Genomic DNA, 15,417 nt, shown 5'->3' with positions numbered 1-15,417 from the left:
CCGCGTGCGGCGCGATGCCCCCGCTACACGCCCGCCCGGTCCACCGGCGGCACCGGCCGGACGGCCGCGGCCGCGCCCCCGGAGCCCTCGGCGTCCAGCGCCCGGAGGATGTCCTCCACGCTCTGCTTGGCGTCGCCGAACAGCATCGCGCTGTTCTCGCGGAAGAACAGCGGGTTCTGCACCCCGGCGTAGCCGGACGCCATCGACCGCTTGAACACGACCACCTGCTCCGCCTCCCACACCCGCAGCACCGGCATGCCCGCGATCGGACTGGCCGGATCGTCCATGGCCGCCGGATTGACGGTGTCGTTGGCACCGATGACCAGGACGACGGTGGTGGCGGCGAGGTCGTCGTTGATCTCGTCCATCTCCAGCACGATGTCGTACGGCACCTTCGCCTCCGCCAGCAGCACGTTCATGTGCCCGGGCAGCCGCCCGGCGACCGGGTGGACGCCGAAGCGGACCTCGACCCCGCGCTCGCGCAGCCGCCGGGTCAGCTCCGCGACCGGGTGCTGCGCCTGCGCCACCGCCATGCCGTAGCCGGGCGTGATGACCACCGACTTGGCCTGCGCGAGCTGCCGCGCGGCCTCCTCGGCCCGGATCTCCCGGTGCTCGCCCTGCTCCTCGGCCCCGCCCGCGGCGGCCTCGATGCCGAAGCCGCCCGCGATCACCGAGAGGAAGGAGCGGTTCATCGCCCGGCACATGATGTAGGACAGATAGGCACCGGAGGAGCCGACCAGCGCGCCGGTGACGATCAGCAGGTTGTTGTCGAGCAGGAAGCCGGCCGCCGCCGCGGCCCAGCCGGAGTAGCTGTTGAGCATGGAGACGACGACGGGCATGTCGCCGCCGCCGATCGAGGCGACCAGGTGCCAGCCCAGTGCCAGCGCCAGCACGGTGACCGCGATCACCGCCCCCAGGCCCGGGCTGACCGTGAACCAGACCGTCAGCCCCACGAACGCCGCCAGCGCGCCGATGTTGAGCGCGTTCTTGCCGGGCAGCACCAGCGGCCGGGAGGCGATCCGGGCGGACAGCTTGAGGAAGGCCACGATCGACCCGGTGAAGGTCACCGCCCCGATGAAGATGCCGATGAACACCTCGGCGTGGTGGATGCCCAGCAGGTCCCCGGAGACGGCGGTCTGCGCCGCGCCGTGCGCCTCCACCTCCAGGTAGCTGTTCCAGCCGACCAGCACCGCGGCGAGGCCGACGAAGCTGTGCAGCACGGCGATGAGCTCCGGCATCTGCGTCATCTCGACCTGCCGGGCCCGCCACAGACCGGCCGCTCCGCCCAGCGCCATCGCCAGGACGATCAGGGCCACCGCCCCGGCACTGATGCTCCTGGACGCCACCACCACGGTCGCGACCAGGGCGAGCGCCATCCCGGCGATGCCGTAGACGACCCCGGCGCGGGAGGTGCGGTGCTGGGACAGCCCGGCCAGGCTGAGGATGAACAACAGGGCGGCGACGAGATCCGCGGCGTGGGCCGCCGTCGTGGACGTCATCGGGCTCAGCGCCTTTCCGGGGACGAGGAGAACATGCTCAGCATGCGGCGGGTGACGGCGAAGCCGCCGAAGATGTTCACACTCGTCAGCAGGATCGCCACGAAGGAGAGCACGGTGACCGTCGCGCTCCCGTGCCCGATCTGGAGCAGGGCGCCGATCACCACGATCCCGGAGATCGCGTTGGTGACCGACATCAGCGGGGTGTGCAGGGCGTGGTGGACCTTGCCGATCACGTAGTAACCGATCACCACGGCGAGTGCGAACACCGTGAAGTTCTGGGCCAGTTGGGTCGGGGCGAAGGCGATCAGCAGGAACAGCGCGAGCATCCCGGCGCCGATCAGGCCGAACCGGGCCGCCGGGGTGAGCCGGGGCCGGGCCGGTTCCACGACCGCCGGCGTCGCGGGCGTCGCGGCCGGTGCGGGCGCGGCCGACACGGCGACCGGCGGCGGCGGCCAGGTGACCTCGCCCGCCCGGACCACGGTCACCGCGCGCTGGACCACGTCCTCGAAGTCCAGCACCGGCTGCCCGTCCTTGCCCGGGGTCAGCAGCTTCAACAGGTTGACCAGATTGGTGCCGAACAACTGCGAGGCCTGGGCGGGCAGCCGGGCCGCGAGATCGGTGTAGCCGATCAGCGTGACGCCGTTGTCGGTGACCACCGTCCGGCCCGCGACCGTGCCCTCCACGTTGCCGCCCTGCGCGGCGGCCATGTCGACGACGACGCTGCCCGGCCGCATCGCCGCCACGTCCTCGGCGGTGAGCAGCCGGGGCGCCGGACGGCCGGGGATCAGCGCCGTGGTGATGACGATGTCCACGTCCTGGGCCTGCTCGTGGTAGAGCGCGGCCGCGGCCCGGTCGTAGTCGGCCGAGGTGGCCTTCGCGTAGCCGTCGGTGCTCGCCTCCTGCGCGACCTGCACCGGCAGGTACTCGCCGCCCAGGGACTTCACCTGGTCGGCGACCTCCGGCCGGGGGTCGGTGGCCCGGACGATCGCGCCCAGGCTGGAGGCGGCGCCGATCGCGGCCAGCCCGGCCACACCGGCACCGGCCACCAGGACCTTCGCCGGCGGGACCTTGCCCGCGGCCGTCACCTGGCCGGTGAAGAAGCGGCCGAACACGTGCGCCGCCTCGATCACCGCCCGGTACCCGGCGATGTTGGCCATCGAGCTGAGCACGTCCATCGACTGCGCGCGGGAGATCCGCGGCACCGCGTCCAGCGCGAGCGCGGTGACCGGGCGCGCGGACAGCGTCTCCAGCAGATCGGGCCGCTGCGCCGGGGCGAGCAGGCCGATCAGGGTCGCGCCGTCGCGCAGCCGGGCGACCTCGGCGGTCGACGGCGCGTTGACCTTCAGTACGACGTCGGCCGCCCAGGCGTCCCCGACGCCCGCTCCGGCGGCGGCGTAGGCCTCGTCGGTGAACCCGGAGGCGGTACCGGCCCCGGACTCGACCACGACTTCGTAGCCGAGGGCGAGAATCCCCCGCACCGTGGACGGTGTCGCGGCGACCCGGGTCTCCCCGGCGGCCGACTCGGCGACCACACCGATGCGCCGCGGGGGGTGGTGCGTGGCGTCCTGTGCAGACATCATTCGTGCCTCTCTCCTGGGAGGAGCCAATGACGGCGGGATCCGCGTCCGGGGGAGCGTCGCTCCCCTTGGAGGCAGGAACCTACCCGCCCGGACCCGCCGGGGCACCGGGGCGAGGCCGTGACGTGCTTCACCGATTCACCGGGCGGCGGGTCCGCTGCGCCGCCCGGGGCTCCAGGGAGTGGCGGGTCGGGGTCAGAACCCCTGGGCGCGGGCGCCGTCGCGCAGCAGGGCGAAGGCGGCGGCCGTCTCGGCGACGGCCTGCGGGCCCGCCTCGGCGATGTCCTGCCCGTCGGCCAGCCGGGCCCAGGCGGTGCGGGCGAGCACCTGGCGGACGGCGACGTACTGGGCGGCGAACAGCTGGGCGGTGATGCCGCCGGTCGGGTCCAGTGCCTCGGCGAGCGCGTCCGCGTCGGCGTCGACGTAGTCCAGGAGCTGGGCGGACAGTTCCGGGGTCTCGTAGACCAGCCGGAGGAAGGCGAGCACCTCGGGGTCGTCGGTCAGCCCGGTCTGCGGCTCGTGGGCGGCCAGCCCGGCCAGGTGGTGGCGCTCCAGGGCGTCCAGCGGGGTGAGTCCGGCGGCGCGGTCGCGCACCACCCGGCCGGCTTCGCCGAGGTGGTCGGCGAAGCGGTGCAGGACCAGCTCCTCCTTGCTGGCGAAGTACCGGAACAGGGTGGGCTTGGAGACCTCGGCGGCGGCGGCGATCTCGGCCACCGAGACCTGGGCGAAGCCCCGGTCGAGGAAGAGGGCGATGGCGGTCTCGGCGATGGTCTGCCGGGTGCGCTGCTTCTTGAGGGTCCGCAGACCCGGTTCCGGTTCGCTCGGAGTCATGCCAAGGATCATAACCCGGATAAATTTGTTACTTGGTTGCGTTCGTTACCGAGTTACTGTTTCATGGAGCCATCGACGAGTCGTCGACGAGTCGTCGACAACCGGAAGGGACGGACACGCACATGGCGAACATGGCGGACATGACGGACATGACGAACGTGGTGATCGTGGGAGCGGGGCCGACCGGACTGACGCTGGCCTGCGGGCTGGCCCGGCAGGGCGTGGCGGTGCGGGTCCTGGAGCGGGCCGCCGCCCACGCCGAGGGCTCCCGCGGCAAGACGCTCAACCCCCGCAGCCTGGAGATCCTCGCGGACCTGGGCATCGCCGAGGAACTGGCCGCGGTGGGCCGCACCCACCTGCCGTTCCGCAAGTACTTCGAGGGCGCCTTCGTCAACGAGACCGAGCCGTTCGCCGGCGCCCTGCCCGGCGCCACCACCCCCTACGCGGCCAGCCGCTGGCTGCGGCAGCCGCAGCTGGAGGCGCTGCTGCGCGAGCGGCTCGCGGCCCTCGGGGTGGAGGTCGAGCTCGGCGCCGAACTGGTGGACGTCCGGCAGGGCGCCGACGGGGCGGAGGCCGTGCTCGCCGACGGCCGCCGGATCGCCGCCGAGTACGTGGTCGCCTGCGACGGCGGCCGCTCGACGGTGCGCAAACTGCTCGGCATCCCCTTCGTCGGCGAGGGTGACCCGGAGCCGATGATGGTCTGCGGCGACGTGGTGGTCGAGGGCCTGGAGCCGGGCGCCTGGCACCAGTGGTTCGGGCCGAAGGGCGTCTTCATGCTCTGCCCGTTCGAGGACAGCCCCCGCTGGCAGCTCCAGGCCAGTCCGGAGACCGCCGCGGACGGCACGATCGTCCCGCCGTCGCTGGAGAGCTTCCAGCGGCTCGCGGCCGAGCACACCGGCCGCGAGGACATCCGGCTCCGCGACGCCACCTGGCTGTCCACCTGGCGGGTCAACGTCCGGATGGCCGAGCGCTACCGCGAGGGCCGGGTCCTGCTGGCCGGGGACTGCGCCCACGTCCACCCCACGGCGGGCGGGCTCGGCATGAACACCGGCATCCAGGACGCCTGGAACCTCGCCTGGAAGCTCGGCCACGTGGTGCGCGGACTCGCCGCGCCCGCCCTGCTGGACACCTACCAGGAGGAGCGGCTGCCGATCGCGGCGTGGACCCTCGACGTCACCAGCGCCGGGATGGCGGCCGTGGTGGAGGGGATCGACACGCCCGGCATCGGGGTCGAGGCCGGCGGGGTCGGTGACTTCACCGGCCTGTCCCTCGGCTACCGGTGGAGCAGCCTCGCCGCGGGCACCCCGGCCGACGGTGACCCGGAGGCGCTGCTCCGGGCCGGGGACCGGGCGCCCGACGGCGCCTGCCCGGGGCCGGACGGCGCCCCGGGCCGGCTCTTCGAACGGTTCGTCGGCGACGACTTCACCCTGCTCGGCCTCGGCGCGGGCGCCCGCCCCGACCTCGCCGGACTGCCCGGACACGTCCGGCCGGTGCGGGTGGAGGACCGGGACGGCGAGGTCCGCCGGTCCTACGGCGTGACGGGCGAGGCCCTCGTCCTGGTCCGGCCGGACAACCACATCGCGCTGGTCACCCCGGCGACCGACCCCGGTCCGGTGCACGCCTACCTGGCGCGCCTCGGCGCCGCCGGGTGATCAGGGCCTCGGTGCCGGTGCTGGTGCTGGTGCGGGTGCGGGTGCGGGTCGCGCGGTCAGGGGCGGGGGCGGACGGTGAGGCCCGGGCGGCGGCGGTGCACCGTCAGGTAGGCGACGCCCTCCGCCCCCGCCGCCACCGCGCGCTCGGCGCCGCGCGGCAGCAGCCGCAGCGCACCCGGCTCCAGCGCGTGCTCGACGCCCGCGCAGTGCAGGGTGCCCCGCCCGGCGAGGCCCAGCACCAGCACGTCCAGGTCGGGTTCGACATGGGCGGCGACGGCGGCCCCGGGGCGCAACCGCACCACGTTGGCGTCCAGTTGGCGCTCGGTGCCGGTCAGCCGCCACAGCGCCCCGGCGGCGTCGGCACCGGCCTCCCGCAGCAGCGCCTCGACCGCCACGCCGTCGCCGAACACCTCCGGTCCGCGCGACCCGTCCGACCCAGCAGACCCGTCCGAATCCGTCATGCCGGACATCCTGCCACCGCGCGGCGGCCCGGTCCCGCCCGGCCCGTCAGTCGACGGTCCCGCCCGTGTTGCGGATCAGCTGCCGGAGCACCTTCAGCGCGGTGACGTAGTCCGCGTCGTCGATGCCCGCGTGGATGGCGGCGCGGATGGCGGGGGCGTTGCGGGCGAGCTCGACCCGGGCCCGCTCGCCCTCCTCGGTGAGCCACAGCCGGTGGTCGGCGTCCCGGGTCAGCCAGCCGCGCTCCACCAGTACCGCGGCCTCCGCCGTCAGGTCGTCCTCGGCCCGGAGGTAGGAGGCCATCGCCGCCCGGAGCTCGGGCACGGTCATGCCCGCCCCGTCCGGCGAGATGTCGTTCTTCGACAGGTTGCGCAGCAGCCAGAACTGCGGCTGGGTGTAGCCCTTCTCGGCCTGCCGGGCCCGGGTGAACGCGATGAGGGCCTCGTAGGCGACACCGGTCCAGTAGGCGGCGGGCTGGCCGGCGAGTTCGGCGTCGGAGATCTGCTGGGTCGACACGGGGGTCCCCTCCTGGTGTCTCGGGTGTGCGGCCCGCACGCGGTGCGGGTCGTACGAGAACCGTAGGACTTGAAGTGCGGTTGAAGGCAAGGAGGGGAGGCCCCCGGCGGTCGGCCCGTCAGCCCCTGGCGGCCTGCTCGGCCAGGGTCACCGGCAGGCCGGCCTCGATCCGCCGCAGCAGCCGGCCGCCGTGGACACCCGGGGTGTCGAAGCCGCGCCACTCGTCCGGGTCGGTGTCGGCCCCGGTCAGCAGCACCTCGGGCACCAGCACCGTCTCCGGGGCGACGGGCACGGCGCCGGGGAAGGGCGCGAGGTAGGACGGGCGGAGCACCGGCCCGAACAGCTCGCCGGCGACGAGGTCCGGCTCGAACTCGGAGGACAGCACGGTGACCCGGGTCCTGAGGTCCCCGTGGATCATCACCAGCTTGTCCGTCATATGGCCGACGAAGGCCCCGACGTGGACGTCCCCGCCGACGATCAGCTTGGCGTCGCCCTCCAGGTAGACGGCGGCCGCCCGGAGGTCGCCGAGCACGACCAGTGCGGGGCAGCCGTCGTCGGTGTTGAGGACCGCGCCGTCCACCAGCAGGTCGCCGTCGACGATGTAGCCGGTGCCGTCGGGCTCGGCGGCGTCGAGGTCGAGATTGCCCTCGACCGTCAGCGTGCCGGTGTGGACGTCGTACTGCTCCTCGTAGAGGTTCTCGTAGGAGTCGGCGGGCAGGCGGCGCTGCTCGAAGAGCGCCACGGCCTGGTCCCAACTGTGCGGGGTGGTGGTGATGTTCATGGGCGGAACTGTGCCACGGGGCACTGACGGCGACCGCCGCGGGGAGGTCGACCGCCGCCGGGAGGTCGGCCGCGTGGCCCCCGCCGCCGTTCTGCCCGAACGGACCTTCCCTTCCGCCGACGCGCCTGGCAGCATCGTCCGTTATTCGGTGATCAGGGGCCGGTGGCCGGTGCCCCGGGTGCTCGCCGGGGGAGGGGCAGCATGCTGACGCACCGCGAGCGCGGTCGCCGCGGGGACGAGCACCGGCCCGCGCCCTGGGTGCGGACCCGGCTGCGCTCGGCGCGTGCGGCCGCCGCGCTCACCGCCGTCCTCGCCTTCGTCACCGTCCTCACCGTGACCGCGCTGCCCCGGGCCACCGACCGGGGCGCGAACAGCGCGCTGGCCGCCTTCGCCCAGGACCGCGGCGTCAAGGCGACCAGCCTCCACCTCACCGCCCACCCGCGCCCCGACACCCCGGCCGCCGACCTCGACTCGGCCCGCGACCGGTTGGTCGGACAGATCACCGGGGACCTCCCGCTCACCCGCGACGGCGAGCACCACGGCACCCGCGCCCTCACCGACCGGGCCGTGCTCAACGACGGCTACGACCGCCCGGGCGGCATCGCCCCGCAACTCCACCTGCTCTACCTCCAGGGGCTCGCAGGACACGCGACCCTGACCGACGGCGCCTGGCCCGGACCGGCCGCCCCCGGCGAACCGCTGCCGATCGCCGTCAGCCGGCGGGCCGCCGACACCATCGGCCTCCGGGTCGGCGACACCGTCGACAGCGGACCCGCCGCCCGTGCCAGGATCGTCGGCCTCTACCGCGCCGACGATCCCCACGACCGCTACTGGCAGGAGCTGCCCTGCCCCGAACGCGCCTGCCTGAAGACCCTCGACGGCGGCGGTGTCCGATGGGAGACCGCCGGATTCGCCGCCGGCGACAGCCGCCCGGCCCTGCTCGCCTGGGGCGGGGGCGGCGAGGACTTCTGGCGGCTGCCGGTCGACCCGCACGCCCTGCGCGCCGACCGGCTCGCCGCCCTCCGCTCCGGCGTCGGCTCCTACCTGGCCGGGTCCGGCGCCGTCCGGGCCGCCGAGGTGACCGGACGGCCCGACCTCACCATTGGCACCCTGCTGCCCGAGGTCCTCGCCGAGGCCACCGCCCGCCACCGGGCCACCGCCCCGCTCGCCGCGATCGGTCCCGCGGGCGTCGTGGGCGTCGCCGCCGTGGTGCTCTGCCTGGCCGCCGCCCACGCCGCCGACCGGCGGACCGCCGAACTCCGGCTGCTCCGGGCCCGCGGCGGTTCACGCGCCGGGATCCTGCTGCGCCTGCTCGGCGAGAACGCGGTGACCGTCCTGCCGGCAGCCGGAGCCGCCACCGCTCTCGCCCTCGTCCTGCTGCCCACCCCCCGCTGGACCGCCGCCGTCCTCGCCGCAGTGGCCGGGACGCTGCTCGCCGTCCTGGCCCTACCGGTCCGCGCCGCTGCCCTGCTGTCCCGCCCCCCTGGCACCGGCGGCCCTCCCGAGGGTGCCCGGGCGTCCGGGCGGCGCCGGGCGGTCGGCGAACTCCTCGTCCTCGCCGTCACCTGCGCGGCCGTCGCGGAGGTCCGCCGCCGCGGCGCCGCCCCGTCGGCGAGCGGGCCGGATCCACTGCTGGTCACCGCCCCGCTGCTGGTCGCGCTCAGCGGCGGTCTGCTGCTCGCCCGGATCCAGCCGGCCGTCGTCGGTCGGCTCGCCGCCCTCGCCCGGCGCGGCCGCGGTCCGATCGCCTTCCTCGGTCTCGCCCGCAGCGCCCGCGACTCCGGGGGTCGTCACCGCCCCGCCGTTCTGCCGGCGCTCGCCCTGCTGCTCGCCGTCACCACCGCCGGCTTCGGCGCGACCCTCCTCGACACCGTCGACGGCGCCCGGCTGCGTGCGGCCCGCACGGCGGTCGGCGGCGACGCCGCGGTACTGGTCCCGCAGGACGCGCCACTGCCCGAGGCCTTCGTCACGGCCGCCGACGCGCTCCCGGGCGTCCGCGCCTCGACCGGCGTCCGCATCGAGCGGCAGACCTACCTGCTCGGTACCGGCCGGCTCGCCGTACAGGTCACCCTCGTCGTCGTCGAGCCCCGGGCCTACGCGGAGATCGCCCGCACCGTCGGGGCCGGCGCGTTCGACCCTGCCGTCCTGGCCGACCCTGCCGCCCCGTCCGTCGCCGCCCCGTCCGTCGCCGCCCCGTCCGACACCGCGCCGTCCGTCGCCGCTCGGCCTGACGTGCCGGTGCCCGCTCTGATCAGCCCCGGCCTCGCCGGACAACTCACCCCCGGCCCGCAGCGGCTGCGGACACCCGGCGGCGAACTGCTTGCCACCGTCGTCGGCACCACCCCCGCCACCCCCGCCCTCCCCGAGGCCGTCCGCGAGTTCGTCGTCGTGCCGGTCGGCGCGGCCGCCGCCCGCCTGCCCGAACTCGCCCGGCCCGACAACTGGTTCGCCGTCGGCGACATCGACGGCGACCGGCTGCGCCCGCTCTTCGCGGCCCGCGGCCTGGCCGACGCGTCGGGTCTGGCCGGGCTCCTCCGCGAGGAGGCCCGGGAGGTGAGCGAGGAGCCCGGGGGCATCCCCGACGGCTACCTCGTGCGCACCGCCCGCGAGACGGCCGCCGCCCTGGCCGCCGACCCGCTCCAGCACTCCACCGTCCGGCTCTTCCGGTCCGCGGCCGTCGCCGGCGTCGCCTTCGCCCTGCTCGCCGTCCTGCTCACCGTCCTGCGGGCCTCGCCCGACCGCGCGGCGGTGCTCGCCCGGCTGCGCACCATGGGGCTCCGCCCCCGGGAGGGGCTGGCGCTGATCGTCGCGGAGACCGTGCCGCAGACACTGGCCGCGGTGGCCGGCGGCGCCGTGGTCGCGGCGGGGGCCGTCGCCCTGCTCGGACCGGCCTTCGACCTGTCGTTGCTGGTCGGCGCGCCGGTGGGGGACCGGCCGGCGCCCAGCCTCCTGCCGGTGCTGCTGCCGACGGCCGGCGTGGCGCTGCTCGTCTGCGCCGCGGTGGTGCTGGAGGCGGCCGTCTCCGGCCGACGGCAGATCGCCACCGAACTCCGGGCGGGCGACCGGCGGTGATCCCGGCCGTTCCGGGTCCACCGCCGGTCGCGTCGCCGGCTACAGCGGCTGCGGCTTGATCATCGCGAACGGCGCGCCCTGCGGGTCGGCGACCACCGTCATCCGGCCCGCCATCATGTCGAACGGCGGGGCCAGGACGGTGCCGCCGGCCCTGACCAGCGCGTCCACCGTGGAGTCCACGCTGTCGACCGCGAAGTAGGTCAGCCAGTGCGGCGGGGTGCCGGGCGGGTCGCCGGCGAGCAGGGTCACCCCGCCGACCGCCCGGCCCCCGACCCGCAGCTCCCAGTACGCGTCGGCGCCGTCCAGGGGCTCGATCTCGATCCCGAAGGCCGCGCCGTAGAACGCGGTGGCGGCCTGCACGTCGCTGGTGTGGAGCTCGTTCCAGGTCAGCGCCCCGGCCTCGTTGACCACCTGGGCGCCGAAGAACTCGCCCGGCTGCCAGACCCCGAAGACCGCGCCCTGCGGGTCGGCCGCCACCAGCATCCGGCCCAGCGCGCCGACGTCCATCACCGGGGCGAGCAGGGTGCCGCCGGCCGCGACGATCGCGTCCTGGGTGGCCTGGGCGTCGGTGCTCGCGAGGTAGCCGGTCCAGACGGTCGGCGGCTCCGGCGAGCCGTCGGGGCTCATCGTCGGGCCGATGCCGGCCACCGCCCGGCCGTTGAGCTCGCAGACCGCGTACCCGCCGAACTCCGCGGGCCCGGGCACGCCCTGCCAGCCGAACAGGTCGCGGTAGAAGTCCAGCGCGGCCTGCTGGTCCTTCGCCATCAGGTCGACCCAGCACGGGGTGCCGGTCTGGTAAGGAGTGGTGACTTCGGGCATTCTCGCTCCTCCTCGTGGGATCCCCCGCCGGTCACCCTCTCCTCGGGCGTCCCGATCCGGCGTTCGACACGCCGCCCCGGCCGATCGACCGGCCGATCGGCCTGGCGGGTCCGGCCCGTGCGGTCCGTCAGTGGACGACCGTCCCGCAGGCTGACCCCGGCAGCGGTTGGAAGCCGTGGCTGCGGACGGTGGTCAGGACGTGCCCGCAGATCCACCCGGTGGGGCCGAAGACGGCGCGCAGCGCGACGCCGTTGGCGTTCTGCGCGGTCCACTCGCTCTGGCGGACGACATTGGACACGATCCGGCCGAACGGTGTCGCCGCGAACTGCGGGTTGATGGCGTGCGTGGTGGTGTTGACTGCGGCGACCCCGTTGATCCCGCGCGGGGTGAGCGGCCCGGGCTCGTCACCGGGGGTGGTGTAACCGCTGTACGCCTGGCCGACGTAGCGGCCGACGGAGTACGGCACCAGGGCGTCGGCGTTCTGGAGGAGAGGGTCGGTGCCCTGGTTCTCGCGGGCGACGACGCCGACGCAGGAGTGGTCGGTCACCGGGTCCTGGGCCACCACCCGGGCGTAGTCGATCTTCTCCAGGAAGAAGGAGGTGGCGTCCAGCCCCGAACCGTGCACGCCGTCGCGGTCCACCGTGACATTGCCGCTGACGACCGGGTGGATGACCGCGTCGGGGAGCGCGGGGCTGATCTGGCGCCAGTTGGTGGTCCGGCAGGCGTAGATCGAGGCCAGTTGGGCGGTCGTCAGCGAGACCGGGGCGTTCCCGCCGGCGGGGGCCGCCCAGCTGACGGCGTCCTTGGCCATCCCGATGAAGAGCAGGTAGGCGGGGTCGGTGGGCCTCGGCGGCCGAAGGGCCCGGGCGTAGTTGACGGTCGTCGAGCCGAAGATGTCCATGGCGATCACGCCGGCGTCCGTGCTGAACGGCCGGTAGATGGCGGACGACCCGTACTTGGGCACGATCGGGCTCTGCCCGGCCGAGTCCCAGCCGGTCAGCCGGGGCGAGCTGGTATCGCCGCCGGCGGCCAGGGCGGCGTTGTAGTCGGTGGAGAACTGGGCCAGCAGGCTCTGGGTCGCCTGCCCGCCTACGCCTACGAGGTCCTGGGCGTCCGGGAGGCCGAGCGGGTCGGCGGGCGCGGGGGCGGTGGTGCCGAGCACGAGGGCGGCGGCCAGGGCGAAGGCCGGGGCGAGCCGGCGGCCGAGGCGGGCGGCGCGGGGGCTCTGCCCGGTGATGTGGTCACGCATGGGTGAACTGCCCTTCGGACGTGCGGCGTCGGGATCCCGGCGTATCCTCGGCCGCCCGCCCGGCCGGGGGAAGCCCCCGTTCCGGGGGTGTGGCGGGCCGCCGGGGTGCGGCGCCGCAGGTCACCCGGGCCCGGTGGCCGGCCGCGACGGCGAATGTACTTCCACCGGCTTTCCGGCTGCCTTCTGCCTGTCGTCCACCGGGCCGCCCCGCTCAGTCGTCCGGCCTCCCGAGCCGTGCCTCGGCGGCGGCGAGGAGGAGGTCGAGCGCGTGGGGGTAGGCGCTGCGGTTCATGTCGGCGGTCAACAGGTGCGCGGTGGCCGCGATGTGCGGGTGGGTGGTGGCGTCGAGGCGCGCGTAGGAGGCCTGCCAGACCTGGTAGTCGGCGCTCAGGGCGGCCGCGGGCAGGGCGAGGGCGGCGGCGTCGAGCACGGCGAAGCCGAGGCTCTGGTCGACGAAGGCGTGGTAGATGCGGACGGCCTCGGGGTCCGGGAAGCCGGCGTTGCGCAGTATGCCGAGGATGTTCTCGACGGCGGTGATCTCGTTGGCCCGGCCGGTGGTGCGGTGGGCGGCGAGCAGGGCGGCCTGGGGGTGGGCCTGGTAGGCGGCGTGGATGCGCAGGCCGATGGCCCGCAGGTCGGCCCGCCAGTCGCCGGTGGGCCGCCAGCCGTGCTGGGCGCGGCCGATGAGCTCGTCGGCGATGGCGATCAGCAGGTCGTCGGTGCTGTGGAAGTAGCGGTACACCGCGCTGGGGTCGGCGCCGAGCGCGGCCCCGAGCCGCCGGACGGTGAGCGCCTCGGCGCCGTGCAGGCCGACCAGCCGCAGGGCGGTGTCGACGATCAGCTCGGCGGACAGGACGACGCCCTGTTTGGTGGGCCGGCGGCGCTTCCGCTCGGGCTCGGGAACCACACGTTCGGTCATGCGCGCCAGGGTATGTCAACGGCATTGACGTAGGGAGGGGGAACGCGTGGATCGCGCGGATCTACTCCGCTCGCCGCACCGGGAGGCTGCGGGGGCCGCGCACCAGGAGGCCCGGCCGGTACGGCAGCCCGGCGGGGTCGGCGGCGAGGGACAGCGCGGGCAGGGCGTCGAACAGGCGGGGCAGCGCGATCGTCGCCTCCAGCCGCGCCAGTCGGGCGCCCAGGCAGATGTGCGGGCCGTGCCCGAAGGCCACGTGCGGCAGGGCGCGGCCGTCACCGGGGGCGAACCGGTCGGGCCGGAAGGCGTCCGGGTCGGGGAAGACCTCCGGATCGCGGTTGGCGGCCGCCAGGACGACCAGGACGGAGGAGTCCCCCGGGACGACCGCGCCGGAACCGAGGTCGACCTCCTCGCGGGTGCGCCGCCAGGTAGTGCCCTCCAGCGGGCTGGCGTGACGCAGCGTCTCCTCGACCACCGCGGCCCACCGGGGCTCGCCCTCCTGCCGGGCCGAGGCCAGCTCGCCGGGGTGGCCGAGCAGCAGCAGCGAGGCGGAGGCGAGCAGGTTCATGGTCGTCTCGTAGCCGGCGAAGAGCAGCAGGAACGCCATCGCCAGCAGTTCGGTGTCGTCCAGCGCCTCGGCGTCCTCGTCGGCGGCGAGCAGGCTGAACAGGTCCTCGCCGGGCTGCTCCCGCTTGGCCGCGATGAGTCCGGTGAAGTACCGGTGCAGGCTCTGCCAGGCGTCGTCGATCTCGCCGGGAGCGAGGGCGCCGGCGGGGGAGCCGACCCGGTAGGTCCAGGTGCGCAGGTCCGCCCGGTCCTCCTCGGGCACGCCGAGGATCTCGCCGATCACCAGGACCGGCAGCGGGAAGGCGAAGTCGTCGACGAGGTCGGCGGCCCCCTCGCGGTCGAGGCGCTCGGCGAGCCCGTCGAGCACCTCCTCGGTGAGCCGGGCGATCCGCTCGCCCAGGGCGTCCACCCGGCGGGGGGTGAAGGCCACCGAGGCCAGCCGGCGCAGGCGGCGGTGCTCGGCGCCGTCGGTGTTGAGCATGTGCTGCTCCAGGACGGACCGCGCCCCGGCCGCCGGTCCCACCCGGCCGGACCCGCCGGCGCGCGGCGCCGGGACGTTGGAGAACCGGGGATCGGCCAGCACCGCCCTGGCCTGCCGGTAGCCGGTCACCAGCCAGGCCGAGGTCCCGTTGGACAGGTCCACCCGGGCCGCCGGGCCCTGCGCGCGCAGCCCGGCGTAGTACGGGTAGGGGTCGCGGGCGAACGCGGCGTCGGCGGGGTTCAGAACTGTGGTCACCGGGTCATTCTCGCCGGGGCCGTCCGGGCGGCCGACAGGGCCCCCGGCCCGGACGGATCCGGGCCGGGGGAGCGGGGCGCGGCCGCCCCCGCGCGTCACCGTCGCGGGGTCACGTCCGGACCGGGCGGAAGACCGGCTCCGGCCAGTCGCCGTCCGGGACCATCCGGTCGAGCGCCGCGCCGATCACCCGCTCCTCGTACCGGAAGTGCGACTCCATGATCGCCGTCAGCCCGTCGAGTTCGCGCCGGATCGCCTCGTCCGCGCCCCGGTCGCCGTCGTCGGCGGCCTGCCGGGCGAGTTCGGCGACCCGGGTCAGGATCGAGGAGATGAAGCTGTGGTCCTCGACCAGCTTCTCGACCGTCCCCGCCAGATCGGGCCGCTCGCGCACCAACTGCGCGAACAGTCCGTCGTCCTCGCCCCGGTGGTGGGTCTCCAGGGCGCTGCAGAAGGCCAGACAGTGGGCGGCGAGCGTCCCGCCTCCGCCCGTGCGCCGGTGCCCCGCACCGGACTTGAGGTCGCTCTTGAGGTCGTTGATCAGGCGACGCAGTTCGTCGTGTGCCAGCGAGAGCTGCCGGCCGAGGGCGGCCGTACGGCCGCCGTCCTGGGAAGCCACGTTCGGGCCGTCCCTTCGGTTGTCGCACCTCCATGCCTGACGCAGTCCGTCACCGGCACGCGATGCCGCCGCGATCCGATCACACCCTCCTCCGCCCGGGCAAGTGCCGGGCCGCGCGCCCCGGATGCGT

13 protein-coding genes are annotated in these 15,417 nt (G+C 75.2%); 2 read left to right on the top strand and 11 right to left on the bottom strand.

The genetic code is table 11. The features are described 5' to 3' along the window. Positions 1 to 23: 23 nt before the first annotated feature. The 3 genes from pntB to IF01_RS0118760 all read right to left on the bottom strand — a co-directional run bounded on the left by pntB (position 24) and on the right by IF01_RS0118760 (position 3,907). On the bottom strand, positions 24 to 1,499 hold the full coding sequence (gene pntB, locus IF01_RS0118770; protein ID WP_030394594.1) for a Re/Si-specific NAD(P)(+) transhydrogenase subunit beta: 1,476 nt from the start codon (positions 1,497 to 1,499) through the stop codon (positions 24 to 26). Between the two features lie 5 nt (positions 1,500 to 1,504). Next, positions 1,505 to 3,076: a Re/Si-specific NAD(P)(+) transhydrogenase subunit alpha gene (locus IF01_RS0118765; protein ID WP_030394593.1), complete on the bottom strand. Its 1,572-nt coding sequence runs from the start codon at positions 3,074 to 3,076 to the stop codon at positions 1,505 to 1,507. Between the two features lie 195 nt (positions 3,077 to 3,271). Next, complete coding sequence (locus tag IF01_RS0118760; protein WP_030394592.1) at positions 3,272 to 3,907, bottom strand: TetR/AcrR family transcriptional regulator; 636 nt, start codon at positions 3,905 to 3,907, stop codon at positions 3,272 to 3,274. 140 nt (positions 3,908 to 4,047) lie between these two features. Between IF01_RS0118760 and IF01_RS0118755 the strand changes: the two genes are divergently transcribed. Next, positions 4,048 to 5,559 (top strand): FAD-dependent monooxygenase, encoded by a 1,512-nt coding sequence (locus IF01_RS0118755; protein WP_094745597.1) that lies wholly within the window; start codon positions 4,048 to 4,050, stop codon positions 5,557 to 5,559. 56 nt (positions 5,560 to 5,615) lie between these two features. Here the strand turns inward: IF01_RS0118755 and IF01_RS0118750 are convergent, their stop codons facing one another. The 3 genes from IF01_RS0118750 to IF01_RS0118740 all read right to left on the bottom strand — a co-directional run bounded on the left by IF01_RS0118750 (position 5,616) and on the right by IF01_RS0118740 (position 7,315). Then, positions 5,616 to 6,020, bottom strand: coding sequence for a hypothetical protein (locus IF01_RS0118750; protein ID WP_030394590.1), 405 nt, complete (start codon positions 6,018 to 6,020; stop codon positions 5,616 to 5,618). Positions 6,021 to 6,066: 46 nt separating this feature from the next. Next, positions 6,067 to 6,534 (bottom strand): MarR family winged helix-turn-helix transcriptional regulator, encoded by a 468-nt coding sequence (locus IF01_RS0118745; protein ID WP_030394589.1) that lies wholly within the window; start codon positions 6,532 to 6,534, stop codon positions 6,067 to 6,069. Positions 6,535 to 6,652: 118 nt separating this feature from the next. After that, a complete protein-coding gene (locus IF01_RS0118740) occupies positions 6,653 to 7,315 on the bottom strand; it encodes a hypothetical protein (protein WP_030394588.1) in 663 nt (220 codons plus the stop codon). Between the two features lie 201 nt (positions 7,316 to 7,516). On the opposite strand from IF01_RS0118740, the gene IF01_RS41955 reads away from it, so the two are divergent. Continuing rightward, the gene (locus IF01_RS41955; protein WP_037780258.1) at positions 7,517 to 10,387 is read left to right on the top strand and encodes a thioesterase domain-containing protein; all 2,871 of its coding nucleotides are present in this window, start codon (positions 7,517 to 7,519) and stop codon (positions 10,385 to 10,387) included. A gap of 39 nt (positions 10,388 to 10,426) precedes the next feature. Here IF01_RS41955 and IF01_RS0118730 read toward each other — a convergent pair whose 3' ends face one another. The 5 genes from IF01_RS0118730 to IF01_RS0118710 form a co-directional block, all read right to left on the bottom strand. Beyond that, positions 10,427 to 11,206 carry a VOC family protein gene (locus IF01_RS0118730; RefSeq protein WP_030394587.1) on the bottom strand — a complete coding sequence of 260 codons (780 nt, stop codon included), beginning with the start codon at positions 11,204 to 11,206 and terminating at the stop codon, positions 10,427 to 10,429. A 127-nt stretch (positions 11,207 to 11,333) separates the two neighbouring features. After that, on the bottom strand, positions 11,334 to 12,455 hold the full coding sequence (locus tag IF01_RS0118725) for a hypothetical protein (RefSeq protein WP_030394586.1): 1,122 nt from the start codon (positions 12,453 to 12,455) through the stop codon (positions 11,334 to 11,336). Between the two features lie 211 nt (positions 12,456 to 12,666). Next, a complete protein-coding gene (locus IF01_RS0118720; RefSeq protein WP_030394585.1) occupies positions 12,667 to 13,374 on the bottom strand; it encodes a TetR/AcrR family transcriptional regulator in 708 nt (235 codons plus the stop codon). A 61-nt stretch (positions 13,375 to 13,435) separates the two neighbouring features. Continuing rightward, positions 13,436 to 14,674: a cytochrome P450 family protein gene (locus tag IF01_RS0118715; protein ID WP_030394584.1), complete on the bottom strand. Its 1,239-nt coding sequence runs from the start codon at positions 14,672 to 14,674 to the stop codon at positions 13,436 to 13,438. A 109-nt stretch (positions 14,675 to 14,783) separates the two neighbouring features. Further along, complete coding sequence (locus IF01_RS0118710) at positions 14,784 to 15,287, bottom strand: hemerythrin domain-containing protein (RefSeq protein ID WP_030394583.1); 504 nt, start codon at positions 15,285 to 15,287, stop codon at positions 14,784 to 14,786. Positions 15,288 to 15,417: the final 130 nt, after the last annotated feature.

Origin of the sequence: Kitasatospora purpeofusca (assembly GCF_000718025.1) — a bacterium.
GTDB classification, from domain to species: domain Bacteria; phylum Actinomycetota; class Actinomycetes; order Streptomycetales; family Streptomycetaceae; genus Kitasatospora; species Kitasatospora purpeofusca.
Note: the sequence above shows the minus strand (reverse complement) of the source record. Positions and strands in the feature narration are given on the sequence as shown.